We start from the raw sequence: 14,917 nt of genomic DNA, 5'->3' as shown, positions 1-14,917 counted from the left end.
GTGGTCCTCTCTACACGACGACGGCGGAATCAGTACGACTTCGGCTCAGTAGGATTTTGGGAGGCCCAAACTGTGTTGCGCGACGAAGTTGAGGATCATCTCCCGGCTGACCGGAGCGATCCGGCTGGCGCGCGCGGCCGCGACCAGCGAGGCGACGCCGTACTCGACCGTCATGCCGTTGCCACCGAGGGACTGGACGGCCTGGTCGGTGGCCCGCACGGTCGCCTCACCGGCGGCGTACTTGGCCATGTTCGCCGCCTCGCCCGCGTCGAGGTCGTCGCCGGCGTCGTACAGGGCGGCGGCCTTCTGCATCATCAACCGGGCGAGTTCGAGCTCGATCTTGTTCTGCGCGAGCGGGTGCGCGATGCCCTGGTGAGCGCCGATCGGCGTCTTCCAGACCTGCCGTTCCTTGACGTAGGCAACGGCCTTGCCGAGCGCGTGCCGGCCGATCCCGATCGCGAACGCCGACGCCATGATCCGCTCCGGGTTGAGACCGGCGAAGAGCTGCATCAGGCCGGCGTCTTCGGAGCCGACGAGTGCCTCGGCGGGCAGTTGCACGTCGTCGAGGAAGAGCGAGAACTGCTTGTCCGGGCTGATCAGGTCCATCTCGATCTTCCGGAACTCCACGCCCGGCGCATCGGTCGGCACGATGAAGAGCGCGGGCTTCAGCTTGCCGGTTCTCGCGTCCTCGGTCCGGCCGACGACCAGGACGGCCTTGGCGACGTCGAGCCCGGAGATGTAGACCTTCCGGCCGGACAACGACCAGCCATCCCCGGTACGCCGGGCCGTGGTGGTGATCCCATGCGAATTGGAACCGGCGTCTGGCTCGGTGATCGCGAAAGCCATCGTGGTGGTCCCATCGGCCAGCGAGGGCAGCCACTGCTCCTTCTGCCCGTCGGTGCCGAACCGGGTGATCACCGTGCCGCAGATCGCCGGCGACACGACCATCATCAGCAACGGGCAACCGGCCGCGCCGAGCTCCTCCAGCACGATCGACAGGTCGGCCATCCCGCCGCCACCGCCGCCGTACTGCTCCGGCAGGTTCACCCCGAGGTAGCCGAGCTTGCCGGCCTCTTGCCAGAGCTCCGTGGTCTGCCCGCCGGAGCGCGCTCGCTCGTTGAAGTAGGCGTAGCCGTACTTCTTGCCCAGCTCGCTCACCGCCGCCCGCAAAGCGCGACGTTCCTCGGACTCGACGAAGCTCATGCGTCCTCCTCCACTTGTACTACGGCCAGTACCATCCCGACCTCGACCTGTTGCCCTGCGGCAACGGCGAGTTCGGTCACCACCCCATCGGCCGGCGCGGAGATGGTGTGCTCCATCTTCATCGCCTCCAGCCACACCAGTCCCTGCCCGCGAGTCACCTTGTCGCCAACCGCGACCCCGACCCGCACCACACTCCCCGGCATGGGAGCCACCAAGGCCCCAACCGCAAGCTGCTGCGACGGATCCGGGAACCGCTCGACAGGCGTCAGCGCGACCGGCCCCACGCAAACCAGCCCCGGATAAGCGGCAACGCCAAAAGGCCGCCGCACCCCGTCGACCTCCAGCACCACTCGCTCAGCCGTCGCCTCGACCACCACAGCACCGTCGACGGTCAATCCATCGCGAGTCCGCCGATACTCGACGTCGTACTGCGAATCGCCCACGCGGAAACTCTTCCGCTGCGGCTGGGAGGCCAAGTTCCGCCACCCACCAGGCAACCCACGCTGCACCGTCGCACGCTGTTTCCGCGAAGCCGCATCCGCCAACGCCGCCACAACAGCAGCCACGCGCTCAGCCGCCTCATCGACAGCCGGACCAATCCCGCGCTTGTCGAAGAACGAGGTGTCGGTATCCCCAGCCAAAAACGCGGGATGCCGGAGAATCCACACCAGCAAATCCCGATTGGTCAGCACGCCGTGGATCTCAGCCCGCTGCAACTCCGCCGCAAGCCGCGCAGCAGCCTGTTCGCGGGTGCTACCCCACACAATCACCTTCGCCACCATCGCGTCGTAGTACGGCGAAACCTCCGACCCGCTGACAACACCGGAGTCCACCCGCACCCACGGCGCCCCCTCCCGAGGCCCACCTGCGGTGAACTCCGCCACCCCCGCCAGCCCTGCCGGACCCACCGCTGCCCCGGCCAGCCCTACCCCCGCCGCGCGTCCAGGAGCGACCATCCGCCTTCCCTCTCCGGCACCCTCCACCGCGAAGCGGTGGAGGGTGCCGGTTTGAGGTTGCCAATCGTTTGCGGGATCCTCGGCATAAAGCCGCACCTCGATCGAATGCCCAACAGGAGCAGGCGGTTCGGCCGGCAACGCCTCGCCCGCCGCGACAGCGAACTGCAACGCCACCAGATCCAACCCAGTAGTCGACTCCGTCACCGGATGCTCGACCTGCAGCCGCGTATTCATCTCGAGGAAGTAGAAACCACCCTCCTCATCCGCGAGGAACTCAACCGTCCCAGCACCGACATACCCAATCGCTTCCGCAGCCTTCCGCGCCGCCTCGAACAACCGCGACCGCATCCACGGAAGACGTTCCACCAACGGCGAAGGCGCCTCCTCGACGACCTTCTGATGCCGCCGCTGAATCGAGCATTCACGCTCGCCGACCGCCCAGATCGTCCCGTGCTGATCCGCCAGCACCTGCACCTCGATGTGCCGCCCGGTCGCGAGATACCGCTCGCAAAAGACGGTCCCGTCACCGAACGCCGACAACGCCTCAGCCGACGCCGCATCGATCTCAGCCGCGAGATCCTCCAGCCGCCGGACAACCCGCATCCCGCGCCCGCCACCACCGGCCGACGCCTTCACCAACACCGGCAGATCGGAGGCGCTCACCTCAGCAGGCGTCAGCTCCGCCAGCACCGGTACGCCGGCCGCCGCCATCAGCTTCTTCGCCTCGATCTTCGACCCCATCGACGAGATCGCCTCGACCGGCGGCCCGATCCAGGTCAGCCCGGCCTCGATCACCGCCGCCGCAAACCCAGCGCTCTCCGACAAGAACCCATAGCCAGGATGTACCGCATCCGCGCCAGCCTTTAGAGCCGCCTGGATCACCAGCTCACCGCGCAAATAGGTGTCACCAGGCGCAGTACCGGGCAAATGCACCGCCGCGTCCGCCTCCCCGACGTACGGCGCCAAGGAATCCGCCGTCGAGTGCACCGCCACGCACTGCACCCCCAGCGACCGAGCCGTCCGAAACACCCGCCGCGCAATCTCCCCACGATTCGCCACCAGCACCGATGTGATCATCGCCGTCACGTCCTGAAGACGCCGAAGTTGGCGCCGTCGAAGCGGGTGCCCTCTACGGGGCCTGAGTGGATGGCTGACAGACACAAGCCGAGTACGGTCCGGGTGTCGCGTGGGTCGATCACGCCGTCGTCGTACAGGCGTCCGGACAGGAACATCGGCAGCGACTCCGCCTCGATCTGGCCTTCCACATAAGCCCGCATCGCGGCGTCGGCGTCCTCGTCGTACGGCTGGTTCTTCGCGGCCGCCGCCGCCCGCGCGACGATCGACAGCACCCCGGCGAGCTGCTGCGGTCCCATCACCGCGGACTTCGCCGACGGCCAGGCGAACAGGAACCGTGGATCGAACGCCCGCCCGCACATCCCGTAGTGCCCGGCGCCGTAGGACGCGCCCATCAGGATCGAGATGTGCGGCACGCGCGAGTTGGAGACCGCGTTGATCATCTGCGCGCCGTGCTTGATGATCCCGCCCTGCTCGTACTCCTGCCCGACCATGTAGCCGGTCGTGTTGTGCAGGAAGATCAACGGCGTGTTGGCCCGATTGGCCAGCTGGATGAACTGCGCCGCCTTCTGCGACTCCTCGCTGAACAGCACGCCGCGCGCATTGGCCAGGATCCCCACGGGATAGCCGTGCACCGACGCCCAGCCGGTCGCCAGCGACGACCCGTACAGCGGCTTGAACTCGTCGAACACCGATCCGTCCACCACGCGAGCGATCACGTCTCGCGGATCGAACGGGATCTTGAGGTCACCCGGCACGATCCCGAGCAGCTCGTCCTCGTCGTACAAGGGCTCCCGGTACTCCGATGCGGGTGCCGGGCCGAGCTTCTTCCAGTTCAGCCGCGACACGATCTGCCGGCCGAGCCTGATCGCGTCGCGCTCGTCGACGGCGAAGTAGTCGGCCAGCCCGGACTGCCGCGCGTGCATCGCGGCGCCACCGAGCGACTCGTCGTCCGCGTCCTCGCCGGTCGCCATCTTCACCAGCGGCGGACCGGCCAGGAACACCTTCGCGCCGCCGTCGACCATCACCACGTAGTCGCTCATGCCCGGGATGTACGCGCCACCGGCGGTCGAGTTGCCGAACACCAGCGCGATCGTCGGAATCCCCTCGGCCGACAGCCGGGTCAGGTTGCGGAACATCGCGCCGCCCGGGATGAAGATCTCCTTCTGGGTCGGCAGATCCGCACCGCCCGACTCGACCAGGCTGATCACCGGGAGCCGGTTCGCCCGGGCGATCTCATCCGACCGCAGCGCCTTCCGCAGCGTCCACGGGTTGCTTGCGCCGCCTTTGACGGTCGGGTCGTTCGCGGTGATCAGGCACTCGACGCCTTCCACCACGCCGATCCCGGTGACCAGGCTCGCGCCGACGGTGAAGTCGCTGCCCCAGCCGGCCAGCGGCGACAACTCGAGGAACGCTGTGTCCGGATCGAGCAGCAACTCGATCCGCTCCCGCGCCAGCAGTTTGCCGCGTTGGTGGTGCCGGTCGACGTACTTCGCTCCGCCGCCGGCCAGCGCCTTCTGATGCTCGGTGCCCAACTCGGCAAGCTTGTCGAGCATCGCCTCGCGATTGCTCATCCGGTGAACCCCAGTCTCTTGGCCGCCAGGCTGGTCAGAATCTCGGTGGTGCCGCCGCCGATGGCGAGGATCTTCTGGTCGCGGTACTGGCGCTCCACCTCGGCCTCGCGCATGTACCCGAGCCCGCCGTGCAACTGCAGTGCCTGATCGCACACCCACGCGCCGGCCTCGACCGCGGTGTTCTTGGCGAAGCACATCTCGGCGATCACGTCTTCGCCGCGAGCCGCGCGTTCGGCAACCGAGTGCACGTAGACCCGGGCGACGTCGATCCGCCGTGCCATCTCCGTCAACGTGTGCTGCACGGTCTGCCGCGAGATCAGCGGCCGGCCGAAGGTCTCCCTCGCCCTGCACCACTCGACCGTGAGGTCCAGTGCACGCTGCGCTCCCGCATAGGCCTGTACTGCGAGCGTCAGCCGCTCGGCAACGAAGTTCTGCGCCAACTGGACGAATCCCGTGCCTGCCTCACCGACCAGGTTGCTGGCCGGCACCCGTACGTCAGTGAAGGACAACTCGGCCGTGTCCGAGCAGAGCCAGCCCATCTTCTCCAGCTTGCGCGACACCTCGAAGCCCGGCGTACCGCGCTCGATCACCAGCAACGAGATCCCATGCGCACCTGGTCCGTCGGTGCGAACCGCCGTGGTGACGAAGTCGGCCCGGCACCCGGAGGTGATGTAGGTCTTGGCGCCGTTGACGATGAAGCCGTCCCCGTCGCGGCGCGCCGTAGTGCGGATCGAGGCGACGTCGGAGCCGCCGTCAGGTTCGGTGATCGCCAGCGCGCCGATCAACTCGCCTTGCAGGGTTGGGCGCACCCACCGGTCGATGTGATCCTGGTTGCCTGCAGCAACGATATGTGGCAGCGCGATCCCGCAGGTCAGCAGCGAGGCGACCAGGCCGCCGGAGCCACCGGAATAGTGCATCTCCTCGACCACAGCGATCGCGTCTTCGAGCGAACCACCGCCACCGCCGGCCGCCTCCGGGAACCCGACGCCGAGCAGCCCGAGCTGGCCCGCTTTCTTGTGCAACTCGCGCGGCAGCTCCCCGTCGCGCTCCCACCGCTCGAGATTGGGCAGCACCTCCGCCGCCATGAACCGCCGAACGCTCTCGCCGAAGGCGTTCACAACAACACCTCGGGTACGTCGACGTACCGCGACCGCAGCCACTCGCCGACGGCCTTCGCCTGCGGATCGAATCGCGCCTGCGACGCGACTCCCTCGCCGAGCAACCCGCCTACGACGAAGTTCAGCGCCCACAGATTGGGGAAGACATGCCTGGTCACGGGCAGACCTTGGGTCTCCGGCAGCAGCTCCCGGAACAGCTCGACCGTCAACGTGTGCGCGAACCACCGCCAAGCCGTCTCGCTCCGCACCCACACCCCGACATTGGCGTCGCCGCCCTTGTCGCCACTCCTTGCCCCAGCGACCCGGCCCAGCGGCACCTCTCGCGTGAGCGACCTGGCCGGCCTGCCCGCGGCGACCAGCTGCGGCAGCGGCATCGGGAGCGCGCCGCCTTCCGCTGTCTCCAGCTCCTGGGTGTCGTCGGAGGGCTCGATCGCGAGGCGAGTGTTGTCGGGGAGCACCACGACGTGCTCGACCTTGCGCGCATCGACGTACCCGGCGGTGAACACGCCGTACGGCGAGGCGTCCTCGGGTGGAGCAGTCACGTGGAAACCGGGGTAGCTCGCCAGCGCCAACTCGATCGCCGCGCTGGAGAAAGCGCGGCCGACCACCTTCGGATCGGGGTCCTTCACGATGCACTTGAGCAGGACGCTCGCCAGCTCCTCGGTCTCCGCGTTCGGCTGCTCGGTCCAGACCAGCGACCACTTCAGCTCGGCCGGCTTCTTCCAGAGTCCCTGCTCGAGCTGGCGCTGGACCAGCTCGGCCTTCGCCTCCAGTTCTAGGCCGGTGAGCACGAAATCCACCTCGTTGCGGAACCCGCCCACGCTGTTCAGCGACACCTTGTACGTCGGCGGCGGTGGCTCGCCTTCCACGCCGGTGATCCGGATCCGGTCCGGGCCGTCCTCGGCCAGCTCGACCGTGTCCATCCGCGCGGTCACGTCCGGGCCGGCGTACCGGGGGCCGGCGATCTCGTAGAGCAGCTGGGCCTTGACCGTGTCGATCGTGACCGCGCCGCCGGTACCGTCGTGCTTGGTGATCACGCTGCTGCCATCGGCGTGGATCTCCGCGATCGGGAAACCGGGCCGGCCGAAATCGCGGATCTCGTGGAAGAACGCGTAGTTGCCACCGGTCGCCTGACAGCCGCACTCGATCACATGCCCGGCGACGACAGCGCCCGCCAGTTCGTCGTATTGGTCGCGCCGCCAGCCGTGGTGGGCGGTGGCCGGTCCGACGATCACGGAGGCGTCGGTGACGCGGCCGGTGACCACCACATCGGCGCCGGCCTTGAGGGCTTCGGCGATACCCCAGGCGCCGAGGTAGGCGTTCGCCGTCAGCGGCTGACCGAGGTCGAGTTCCTTGGCGCGCGGGAGGAGGTCGTCGCCTTCGACGTACGCGATCTTGGGGTGCAGTCCGAGCTTGTCCGCGAGCTCCTGGATGGCCTGCGCGAGTCCCGCGGGGTTGAGGCCGCCAGCGTTACTGACCACCTTGACGCCGCGGTCGAGCGCCTCACCGAGCCCGGCCTCCAACTGCCTGAGGAACGTCTTCGCGTAGCCGAGCGAGGGGTCCTTCAACCGGTCACGGCCGAGAATCAGCATCGTCAGCTCGGCCAGATAGTCGCCGGTCAGGACATCCAGCGGCCCGCCGGTCAGCATCTCCTGAAAGGCGCTGAACCGGTCACCGTAAAACCCCGAAGCATTCCCGATCCGGATCGGCGCCTGCTCGCTCATGCGAACTGCCCTCGCTCGCGGCCCTTGCCCGGCAACCCGGCGAACGCCTGGATGATCCCCAGCCACTCGTCGGCCTCTGCGCCGACCGCCCGTACGTCGAGGTCATCGCGATGCCGCCGCTGAGTCGCCAGCAGACAGAAGTCCATCGCCTTGCCGCTCACCTTTTGCTCGGCGTCCTCAGGCCCCCAGGTCCACAGCTCGCCATCCGGCCCGCTCAGTTCCACGTGGAACGGCGCTGCCGGCGGCTGGCGATCATTCAACAGATAAGCGAAGTCCCGAGTCCGTACTGCGAGGTGCGCGACGTGCCTCAGCCGATTGGACGGTTGCCGAGTCACACCAAGCGCGTCAGCGACGTCCTGCCCATGCGCCCAGGTCTCCATCAACCGCGCGGTCGCCATCGAGGTCGGACTCATCGGCGGCCCGAACCAGGCCAACTTCTGTCCAGCCGGTACCGCGCGCAGCGCCTCCTGCAACTCGCCACGCGTCTGCCGCCAATAGGTCAGCAACTCACCGGGCGGCAGCGCAGCACCCTCGGCGGCACCGTCATCCACAAATCCGGCCGGGTTATCCACAGCCTTCTGCAACTCAACCTGAAACTCCTCAGGCTCCACCGCAGCCAACCGAGCAGCCTCATCCGTCCACGCAAGATGAGCGATCTGATGTGCAACCGTCCACCCCTCAGCGGGCGTCGGCTTACCCCACCCATCCGCCGCCAACCCGCCAACCAGCAGATCCAGCTCCACACTCTCAGCACTCAGATCCGCCAGCACCTCATCCAACTGCACGCGTGACTCCTGCCCTCGACCTGGTCAGCCGAGCCTCCCACCGTCGCCAAAAAGAATCAAGCCTGCTTGTTTTTGTTTTCCGGACGACTGGTCTAGCGGGGTCTGTTGCATGCTGTTGGAAAGGGTTCCCGTAGACCCTGGTGTGGTGTTAGGCAGGGTGGATGCACAGTTCGCTGCCCGGGAAGGCCGCTGAGATCCGGGCGCTGTTGCTCAACCTGATCGACACCCTGCCTGAGGGTGCCGCGCTGCCGCCTGAGCGGGAGTTGTCGGCGCGGTGGAACGTGGCGCGGATGACGCTGCGTCGCGCGGTCGACGAACTGGTGATCGAGGAGCTGCTGGTTCGGCGGCACGGTAGTGGCACCTACACCGCGCGCCCGAAGGTGGCGAAGTGGCTTGGGATGATGGGTTTCTCCGAGGACATCCGCCGCCGGGGCATGCAGCCGGGGAGCAAGACGCTGGAGTTTCGCCGGCAGAAGGCCGAACGCGCGGCCGCCCGCCGGCTCCGGATCCCGGTCGGTGACCCCGTGCTCACCTTCACCCGGCTCCGGCTCGCCGATGACATGCCGATGGTGGTCGAGCGCACCACGCTGCCCGGCAGCTACGTGCCCGGTCTCGAAGCCGAGGACCTGAGCGGCTCGCTCTACGAGCTGCTGACCAACCGGTACGGCATCGAACTGGTCAGCGGTACGTCGAAGCTCGAACCGGTGATGCCCGACGCCAAGACGGCCGAGTGGCTCAACATCCCCGGCACCCAGCCGTGCCTGGCCTTGCATGGGGTCAGCTTCGACCGCCGCGAGCGCGTCTTCGAGTACACCTCAGCCGTCTACCGCGGCGACCGCTACGCCTTCACCGCCGAACTCCGGATGACCCCCACCCTCCGCGCAGACGCCAAAGGCCTCTAACCGCCTCCGAAGTGACCGCTCTAACGCTTCCGCTGGTGCTCGACGATGTCCTGAAAGGCGGCCTTGAATGCCGCGTACTTCTCCCGCCCGAGCCGCCGCGCATGCCGCTCCTGCATCGCCGCAAGAATCTTGTCGGCCGCAGCCAACTCAGCCCTACCGCGCTCCGTCGGACGGATCAGCTTCGCCCGCCGATCAACAGGATCCGGCCGCCGCTCGACATACCCCAGCGCCTCCAGCTCATCGACCATCGTCCCAATCACCTGCTTGTGCTGCCCCGACCGCCGAGCCAGCTCAGTAGCCCGCACCCCGTCAACGTCCAAGTACGCAAGTACAGCCCCATGCCGCGGCTGCAGATCGTCAAACCCAAGCTCACCCAACTTCCCGAACAACTCCCGCTGCACCCCGAACAACAACTGCCCAGCCAACATCCCAAGATCAGAATCCCCCCGACCACGCCCCGCCCGACTCACCACCACCAACAACCCCCTTCGTACAAACCCATGACAGTCACTAAACCTGACTATCACGATCCAGGACAACTGGACACACAGACACCCAACCCGCCGAACCGCGCTCAGCCCGTACCCAAAGTCAATCCCCCCTCGCCACCTGTCGTTGACGAAAGTGACCCTCCACCCAGCCAACCCTCTGAGGGGTCAACCCCAAGGCCAGTAAGTTCAGCGGTTTCCGGGGAGGTACCTCGCCGTGGCCGAACCGCGGGCAAGGGGCAGTTGGTCGGGTACTCGACCCATGCGACCGCCGTGGCGAAGCCGCGGACGCCGGCGCACGCACGACCCGGCCCCGATGCTCCGACACGCCGAGGGAAGCGCTTCCCGGCCGGAGAGGGGTATGCATGAGCGTCCGGCCCCTCCCCGGCCACGTGCCCCACGGGGTCTCGTCGGTCGACGACCCCTTCAGCGTGACGTCCGGCGGAGTGGTACGAGGTCTGTGCCCGCCATCCGGTCCTCGCCAGGCCGACAGCACCCGATCATTCGCCCCCTCTTGACCACCCCGAGCCACCTTGCGCACCGGCCAGGCACCCAACCCACCGAACGACGCCCGGCCCGTGCCCAAGGTCGATCCCACCTCGCCGGTTGAGGAGGGAAATGTGCCAGACCGGGGCCAAAATCCTCCGCAGGTCCAGCGAAGATCCTCCCCAACCGGTGAGGGTGACCGGCGCCGGTGGCGGACAGTTTCGAGTGCACCCTCGTGCCCGCCACTGTGCTGGACGCCACTCGCCACCCATCCCGCCGATCCGGCCCACGCCGTACCTCGTCGGACGTGGCCGACGCCTACCTGTCCTTGACGAAGTGACGCTTCACCCAACCGACCGGCCTTGGGGTTAACCCGGCGGGGCGGGGGTTAGCTCCTCCTGGAATGGTTCGCCCCTTGGTCTGCCAAGGGGCGAACCCCGCGGGGCGGGGCGGACCCCACGCTTCGCGCGGCGGTGTCGACCCCCGGGGTTCTGGTGTCTCGATACACACCAACCCCCCTGGTTCTGGTGTGTGCAACGCCGGGAGAGTCAGCCGGTGACTGAGTTGGGGGGTTCTAGTCGGGTTAGGAGGTGGGTGGCGGCGTGGGTGGTGGCGGTGGTGATGGCGCCGACGAGGCTGGCTCGGTCGCCGAGGGTGGAGCGGATGATGGTTGGGGGGATGGGAAGAGCGGACGCGAGGTCGGCGACGCGGGCGGCGAGGAAGTCGTTGTCGCCGATGCCGCCGCTGAGGATGACTGTTTCCGGGTCGACGACCGCGCAGATGGCGGCGACGATCTCGCTGATCCGGCGGCACTCGTCCTCGACCAGGGACAGCGCTTGCGGGTCGCCGAGGCGGGCTCGTTCGAAGAGGTCCGCGACATCCTTCAACGCCGGGTCGAGGGCCCGTGCCTCGCGGAGCAGCGCCTTGCCGCCGGCCTCGTCCGCGCTGGACGGCGTACCGCTGCGGTGTGCGTGACCGGTCGGCAAGAAGGCGACCTCGCCCGCCGCGCCATGGGCTCCGCGCAGCAGTACGCCGTTGTGCATGATGCCCGCGCCGACGCCAGTCCCGATCGCGATCACCGCGAACATCGACGCCTCGGTAGCGGCGCCATGCCGCTGCTCACCGATCGCGGCCAGGTTCACGTTGTTCTCCAGTAGCACCGGCCCGTCGATCGCCGCCGACAACTGCGAGTAGAAGTCGTACGGCTGGTCCTGCCCGACGTTCCACGCGTAGCGGACCATCGGATCGTGCGGGTTCACCACACCCGGGATCGACACCCCCGCCGCCAGCAGCGGCACCTCCAAACGATCAGCCGCCGACCGCGCCTCAGCGAGCAGCTCAACCGCCTGCCGTACGACGCTCGCCGCGCCCTTCGCTCGAGTGGCCCGCTTCAACTCGGTCAACGGAGCACCGCTGAGGTCACAAACGGCTGCCCGAAGGTTCGTGCCGCCGATATCGATCCCCGCGACACAACCAGCACCAGCCGGTACGCCGTACAGAGTGGCCGTGCGTCCGGGTAGACCACTTCTTTGCGCCACCGGCTCCGCGAGCCCGAGCGATTCGAGCCGCTCCACCGCGGCGAAAACCGTCGGACGGGACAGCGCGCACGCCACCGCCAGCTCCGACCGGGTCTGTGGCTCGGACCGGGACAGCAACTGGGTCAGCACGACGCTCGCACTGGGCGTACCGCTCACAACACGGTTCATTGGCCACCTTTAGTTAAGCCTTGACGTCAGCCTCCGGGCCTGATGATACTTCCCGTAAGTTAGGCAGGCTGCCTAACAAACTCAGCCGTGCGGAGTGAGAGCCGACCTCGCCGCTTCGACCGCTGACACAAAGTGATCAGTTGGTCACTATGATCACTAAAGTGATCACATCCGCAGAATTGTGGGCACGGTAGCCGGTGGATTTCAGTACTCCGATCAGCACTGTCATCCCCTCGCTCGACGGTCCGGTGCTTCAGGTGCTCGCGCGAGCCGACCGGATGCTGTCCGGCCGTCAGGTGCACGCCGAGGCGGGCACTGGCAGCGTGGCCGGCGTCCGGCTGGTTCTCCATCGGCTGGCCTCGACCGGGTTGGTGCACGTCGACGAGGCCGGCAGCTCGCTGCTCTACCGGCTCAACCGGTCCCACCTCGCGGCCCAAGCCGTCGAACTGCTCGCCAACCTGCGCGCCACCTTCGCCGACACCCTGTCCGCGAACATCGCCTCCTGGCGCATCGCACCCCTGCACACCAGCCTGTACGGCGCTGCCGCCCGTGGCGAGGGTGATCTCAAGAGCGACGTCGCACTGCTGCTGATCAGATCCGACGAAGTTGCCACCGACAACCCTCTCTGGGAGGAACAGGTCGGTGGCCTGATGAGCGACATCGTCGAACTGACCGGCAACCCGGTCAACGTCGACGAACTCAGCCTCCGCGATCTCTCCAACCACCACCGCGCCGCCGTCCCCGTCATCGAGGACTGGCTCCACGACCCCACGATCCTGCACGGCCCCCGCCTCCAGGTCCTCCTCGCGGGCCGCGCCAGCGTCGAACGCCCAATCCTCGCCGACCTCCCGTCCCTCCCAGACCTGGCCAACTTCCCGGCCCTCCCAGCCCTGACCGCCCAAGCCAGCGGCTAGACCAGGCCGACGGCCATTTCAGCCTCCGAGCAAAGGCGCCATCAATCGCGCGATCAGGCTGTTCCTCCTGGTCAGGCGCTCCTCGGTGTCGGCGATGGTCATCGCGCGGAGTCCCGCATTGATGCCGAGCCAGCGGAGTGGTTCTGGTTCCCAGTGGGGTGAGCGGTGGTCGACCCAAGGGAGATGGATCAGCCGCGTGTCCCGGCGAAGGATGAGATCCGTCAACGTGCGCCCCGCCAAGTTCGTCGTACTGACGCCGTCGCCCACATAGCCGCCGGCCCAGGCGAGGCCGGTTCCGTGGTCGATCCCGACCGACGCGCACCAATCCCGCGGTACGCCGAGTGGTCCGCCCCAACCATGGGTGAAGCCCACGTCGTCCAGCCCGCCGAACAGCTCCCGCAGCGTTCGCTGCAGCGCGCCGAAGACCCGTGGCTCAGTGTCGAAGGACGGCTTGACCCGCGAGCCGAAATGGTACGGCGCACCCCGCCCGCCGAACGCCAGCCGGCCATCAGCCGTCCGCTGCCCGTAGATCACCAGATGCCGGTGATCGCTGAACGTCGGCCGATCCGTCAGCCCGATCCGGTCCCACGTCTCCGCACTCAACGGCTCGGTCGCCACCATCAACGAGTAGACCGGCGCCACCGCTCGCGATTCCCCAGCCAGCGAAGGCGTGAACCCCTCAGTCGCCCGTACGACAACCTCAGCCCGCAGTACGCCGTACTGCGTGACAGCCCGGCCGGACTCGATCGCACGGACTGGCGTGTGCTCGTAGATCGTGACGCCAAGGCGCTCGACGACAGAGGCGAGCCCGCGGACCAGCTTGCCCGGGTGGATGACCGCGCAGTGCGGGGTGAATGTTGCCCCGAGCACCTTTGTCGCCCGGACCCGGGAGGCGACTTCGTCCGGCTCCAGGAAGCGCAGATCGCCAGGCCCCCATTCAGCGGCCTCCTCGACCTCCGACCGCGCGCGAGCCAGTTGCGCCCGAGTCCGCGCGAGCACGATCGTGCCGCCCTTGTGGTAGTCGCAGTCGATGCCCTCGACGGCACTGACCCGGCCGACCTCGTTCACCGAGGCCTGCATCGCCAGGTGCATTGCGATCGCCGAATCGCGACTCGATCCGGGCAGCGAGGCGAGTCGGTGCGAGGACACCGGGAACAACGCGGAACACCAGCCGCCGTTGCGTCCAGAAGCACCGAACCCGACGGTCTCCGCCTCCAGAATCACGATCCGGAGACCGGGATCGGCCTTCGCCAGGTAGTACGCCGTCCACAGGCCGGTGTACCCGGCGCCGACGATCGCCACGTCGGCGTCCCGGTCACCGGCGAGCCGCGGCCGGTCCGTCGCGGACTCCGCAGAGCCCGCAGGCCCCGCGGGCTCCGCGGTCTCGGCCCAGAGGTTCAGCGCACACCCCACGAATAGGTCTGCTTGACCAGCTTCAGGTAGACGAAGGTCTCGGTCACCTTCACACCCTTGATCGACCGGACCCGCTCTGACAACACCTTGAGCAACTGCTCGTCGCTCTCGCAGAGCACCTCGGCCAGCAGGTCGAACGAGCCGGCGGTGATCACGACGTACTCGATCTCGTCCATCGCCGCGAGCTCGTCGGCGATCGGCTCGAGCGCGCCCTCGGCCTTGATCCCGATCATCGCCTGCCGGGCGAAACCCATCTCCAGCGGATCGGTGACCGCGACCACCTGCATGATGCCGGCGTCAGTGAGCCGCTGGACCCGCTGCCGGACGGCGGCCTCGGACAGCCCGACCGCCTTGCCGATCGCGGCGTACGACTTGCGCCCGTCGAGCTGGAGTTCGCGGATGATCGCCTTGGCGGTGTCGTCCAGCAGTGCGTTCTGGTCGGGGTTCCCCGTGCGTCCGGTCACCAGCAGATCCTGTCAGCGGTACCGGGTGTAGGCAAGCCGCGGTACCGGAATCCGTTGCCAAATCCACCTACAACTTCGGAATCCCTTGTCTTGGCGGGAACCGTTTGACA

General features: G+C 67.8%; 12 protein-coding genes. 2 read left to right on the top strand and 10 right to left on the bottom strand.

Annotated elements, in window-relative coordinates:
- Window positions 1-45: 45 nt before the first annotated feature.
- From A3ES_RS0109645 to A3ES_RS0109620, 6 genes are read right to left on the bottom strand one after another with little or no spacing between them, the layout of a single operon-like run.
- The gene (locus A3ES_RS0109645; RefSeq protein WP_020386594.1) at window positions 46-1,203 is read right to left on the bottom strand and encodes an acyl-CoA dehydrogenase family protein; all 1,158 of its coding nucleotides are present in this window, start codon (window positions 1,201-1,203) and stop codon (window positions 46-48) included.
- Window positions 1,200-3,236: an ATP-binding protein gene (locus A3ES_RS0109640; RefSeq protein ID WP_020386593.1), complete on the bottom strand. Its 2,037-nt coding sequence runs from the start codon at window positions 3,234-3,236 to the stop codon at window positions 1,200-1,202. The genes A3ES_RS0109645 and A3ES_RS0109640 overlap by 4 nt, the downstream gene beginning before the upstream one ends.
- A 5-nt stretch (window positions 3,237-3,241) precedes the next feature.
- On the bottom strand, window positions 3,242-4,807 hold the full coding sequence (locus A3ES_RS0109635; protein WP_026162716.1) for an acyl-CoA carboxylase subunit beta: 1,566 nt from the start codon (window positions 4,805-4,807) through the stop codon (window positions 3,242-3,244).
- Window positions 4,804-5,925, bottom strand: coding sequence for an acyl-CoA dehydrogenase family protein (locus A3ES_RS0109630; RefSeq protein WP_020386591.1), 1,122 nt, complete (start codon window positions 5,923-5,925; stop codon window positions 4,804-4,806). Before A3ES_RS0109630 ends, A3ES_RS0109635 begins: the two co-directional genes overlap by 4 nt.
- Window positions 5,922-7,649 carry an acyclic terpene utilization AtuA family protein gene (locus A3ES_RS0109625; protein ID WP_020386590.1) on the bottom strand — a complete coding sequence of 576 codons (1,728 nt, stop codon included), beginning with the start codon at window positions 7,647-7,649 and terminating at the stop codon, window positions 5,922-5,924. Before A3ES_RS0109625 ends, A3ES_RS0109630 begins: the two co-directional genes overlap by 4 nt.
- Window positions 7,646-8,434 carry a TIGR03084 family metal-binding protein gene (locus A3ES_RS0109620; protein WP_020386589.1) on the bottom strand — a complete coding sequence of 263 codons (789 nt, stop codon included), beginning with the start codon at window positions 8,432-8,434 and terminating at the stop codon, window positions 7,646-7,648. Before A3ES_RS0109620 ends, A3ES_RS0109625 begins: the two co-directional genes overlap by 4 nt.
- Before the next feature lie 161 nt (window positions 8,435-8,595).
- Here A3ES_RS0109620 and A3ES_RS0109615 point away from each other — a divergent pair, with 161 nt between their 5' ends.
- Window positions 8,596-9,336: a GntR family transcriptional regulator gene (locus A3ES_RS0109615; RefSeq protein ID WP_020386588.1), complete on the top strand. Its 741-nt coding sequence runs from the start codon at window positions 8,596-8,598 to the stop codon at window positions 9,334-9,336.
- 20 nt (window positions 9,337-9,356) lie between these two features.
- Here the strand turns inward: A3ES_RS0109615 and A3ES_RS0109610 are convergent, their stop codons facing one another.
- Both A3ES_RS0109610 and A3ES_RS0109605 read right to left on the bottom strand, forming a co-directional pair.
- Window positions 9,357-9,764, bottom strand: a complete 408-nt coding sequence (locus A3ES_RS0109610; protein WP_020386587.1) for a MarR family winged helix-turn-helix transcriptional regulator — start codon at window positions 9,762-9,764, stop codon at window positions 9,357-9,359.
- Window positions 9,765-10,858: 1,094 nt separating this feature from the next.
- Entirely contained in the window at window positions 10,859-12,016 is a 1,158-nt protein-coding gene (locus tag A3ES_RS0109605; RefSeq protein ID WP_083933316.1) for an ROK family transcriptional regulator, read from the bottom strand.
- Between the two features lie 197 nt (window positions 12,017-12,213).
- Between A3ES_RS0109605 and A3ES_RS0109600 the strand changes: the two genes are divergently transcribed.
- Complete coding sequence (locus tag A3ES_RS0109600; RefSeq protein WP_020386585.1) at window positions 12,214-12,930, top strand: hypothetical protein; 717 nt, start codon at window positions 12,214-12,216, stop codon at window positions 12,928-12,930.
- 18 nt (window positions 12,931-12,948) lie between these two features.
- Here the strand turns inward: A3ES_RS0109600 and A3ES_RS0109595 are convergent, their stop codons facing one another.
- Both A3ES_RS0109595 and A3ES_RS0109590 read right to left on the bottom strand, forming a co-directional pair.
- Window positions 12,949-14,343 carry an NAD(P)/FAD-dependent oxidoreductase gene (locus A3ES_RS0109595; RefSeq protein WP_020386584.1) on the bottom strand — a complete coding sequence of 465 codons (1,395 nt, stop codon included), beginning with the start codon at window positions 14,341-14,343 and terminating at the stop codon, window positions 12,949-12,951.
- Window positions 14,328-14,807: an Lrp/AsnC family transcriptional regulator gene (locus tag A3ES_RS0109590; RefSeq protein WP_020386583.1), complete on the bottom strand. Its 480-nt coding sequence runs from the start codon at window positions 14,805-14,807 to the stop codon at window positions 14,328-14,330. The genes A3ES_RS0109595 and A3ES_RS0109590 overlap by 16 nt, the downstream gene beginning before the upstream one ends.
- Window positions 14,808-14,917 lie beyond the last annotated feature (110 nt).

This window comes from Kribbella catacumbae DSM 19601 (assembly GCF_000372465.1).
GTDB classification, from domain to species: Bacteria; Actinomycetota; Actinomycetes; order Propionibacteriales; family Kribbellaceae; genus Kribbella; species Kribbella catacumbae.
This window is presented reverse-complemented; position numbering and strand designations above follow the sequence as displayed.

Bases quoted from the DNA above. Each gene is read 5' to 3' on its own strand.
- A3ES_RS0109610 (WP_020386587.1), bottom strand. From the start codon at position 9,764: ATGTTGGCTGGGCAGTTGTTGTTCGGGGTGCAGCGGGAGTTGTTCGGG.
- A3ES_RS0109615 (WP_020386588.1), top strand. From the start codon at position 8,596: ATGCACAGTTCGCTGCCCGGGAAGGCCGCTGAGATCCGGGCGCTGTTG.
- A3ES_RS0109645 (WP_020386594.1), bottom strand. From the start codon at position 1,203: ATGAGCTTCGTCGAGTCCGAGGAACGTCGCGCTTTGCGGGCGGCGGTG.
- A3ES_RS0109605 (WP_083933316.1), bottom strand. From the start codon at position 12,016: ATGAACCGTGTTGTGAGCGGTACGCCCAGTGCGAGCGTCGTGCTGACC.
- A3ES_RS0109640 (WP_020386593.1), bottom strand. From the start codon at position 3,236: ATGATCACATCGGTGCTGGTGGCGAATCGTGGGGAGATTGCGCGGCGG.
- A3ES_RS0109635 (WP_026162716.1), bottom strand. From the start codon at position 4,807: ATGAGCAATCGCGAGGCGATGCTCGACAAGCTTGCCGAGTTGGGCACC.
- A3ES_RS0109625 (WP_020386590.1), bottom strand. From the start codon at position 7,649: ATGAGCGAGCAGGCGCCGATCCGGATCGGGAATGCTTCGGGGTTTTAC.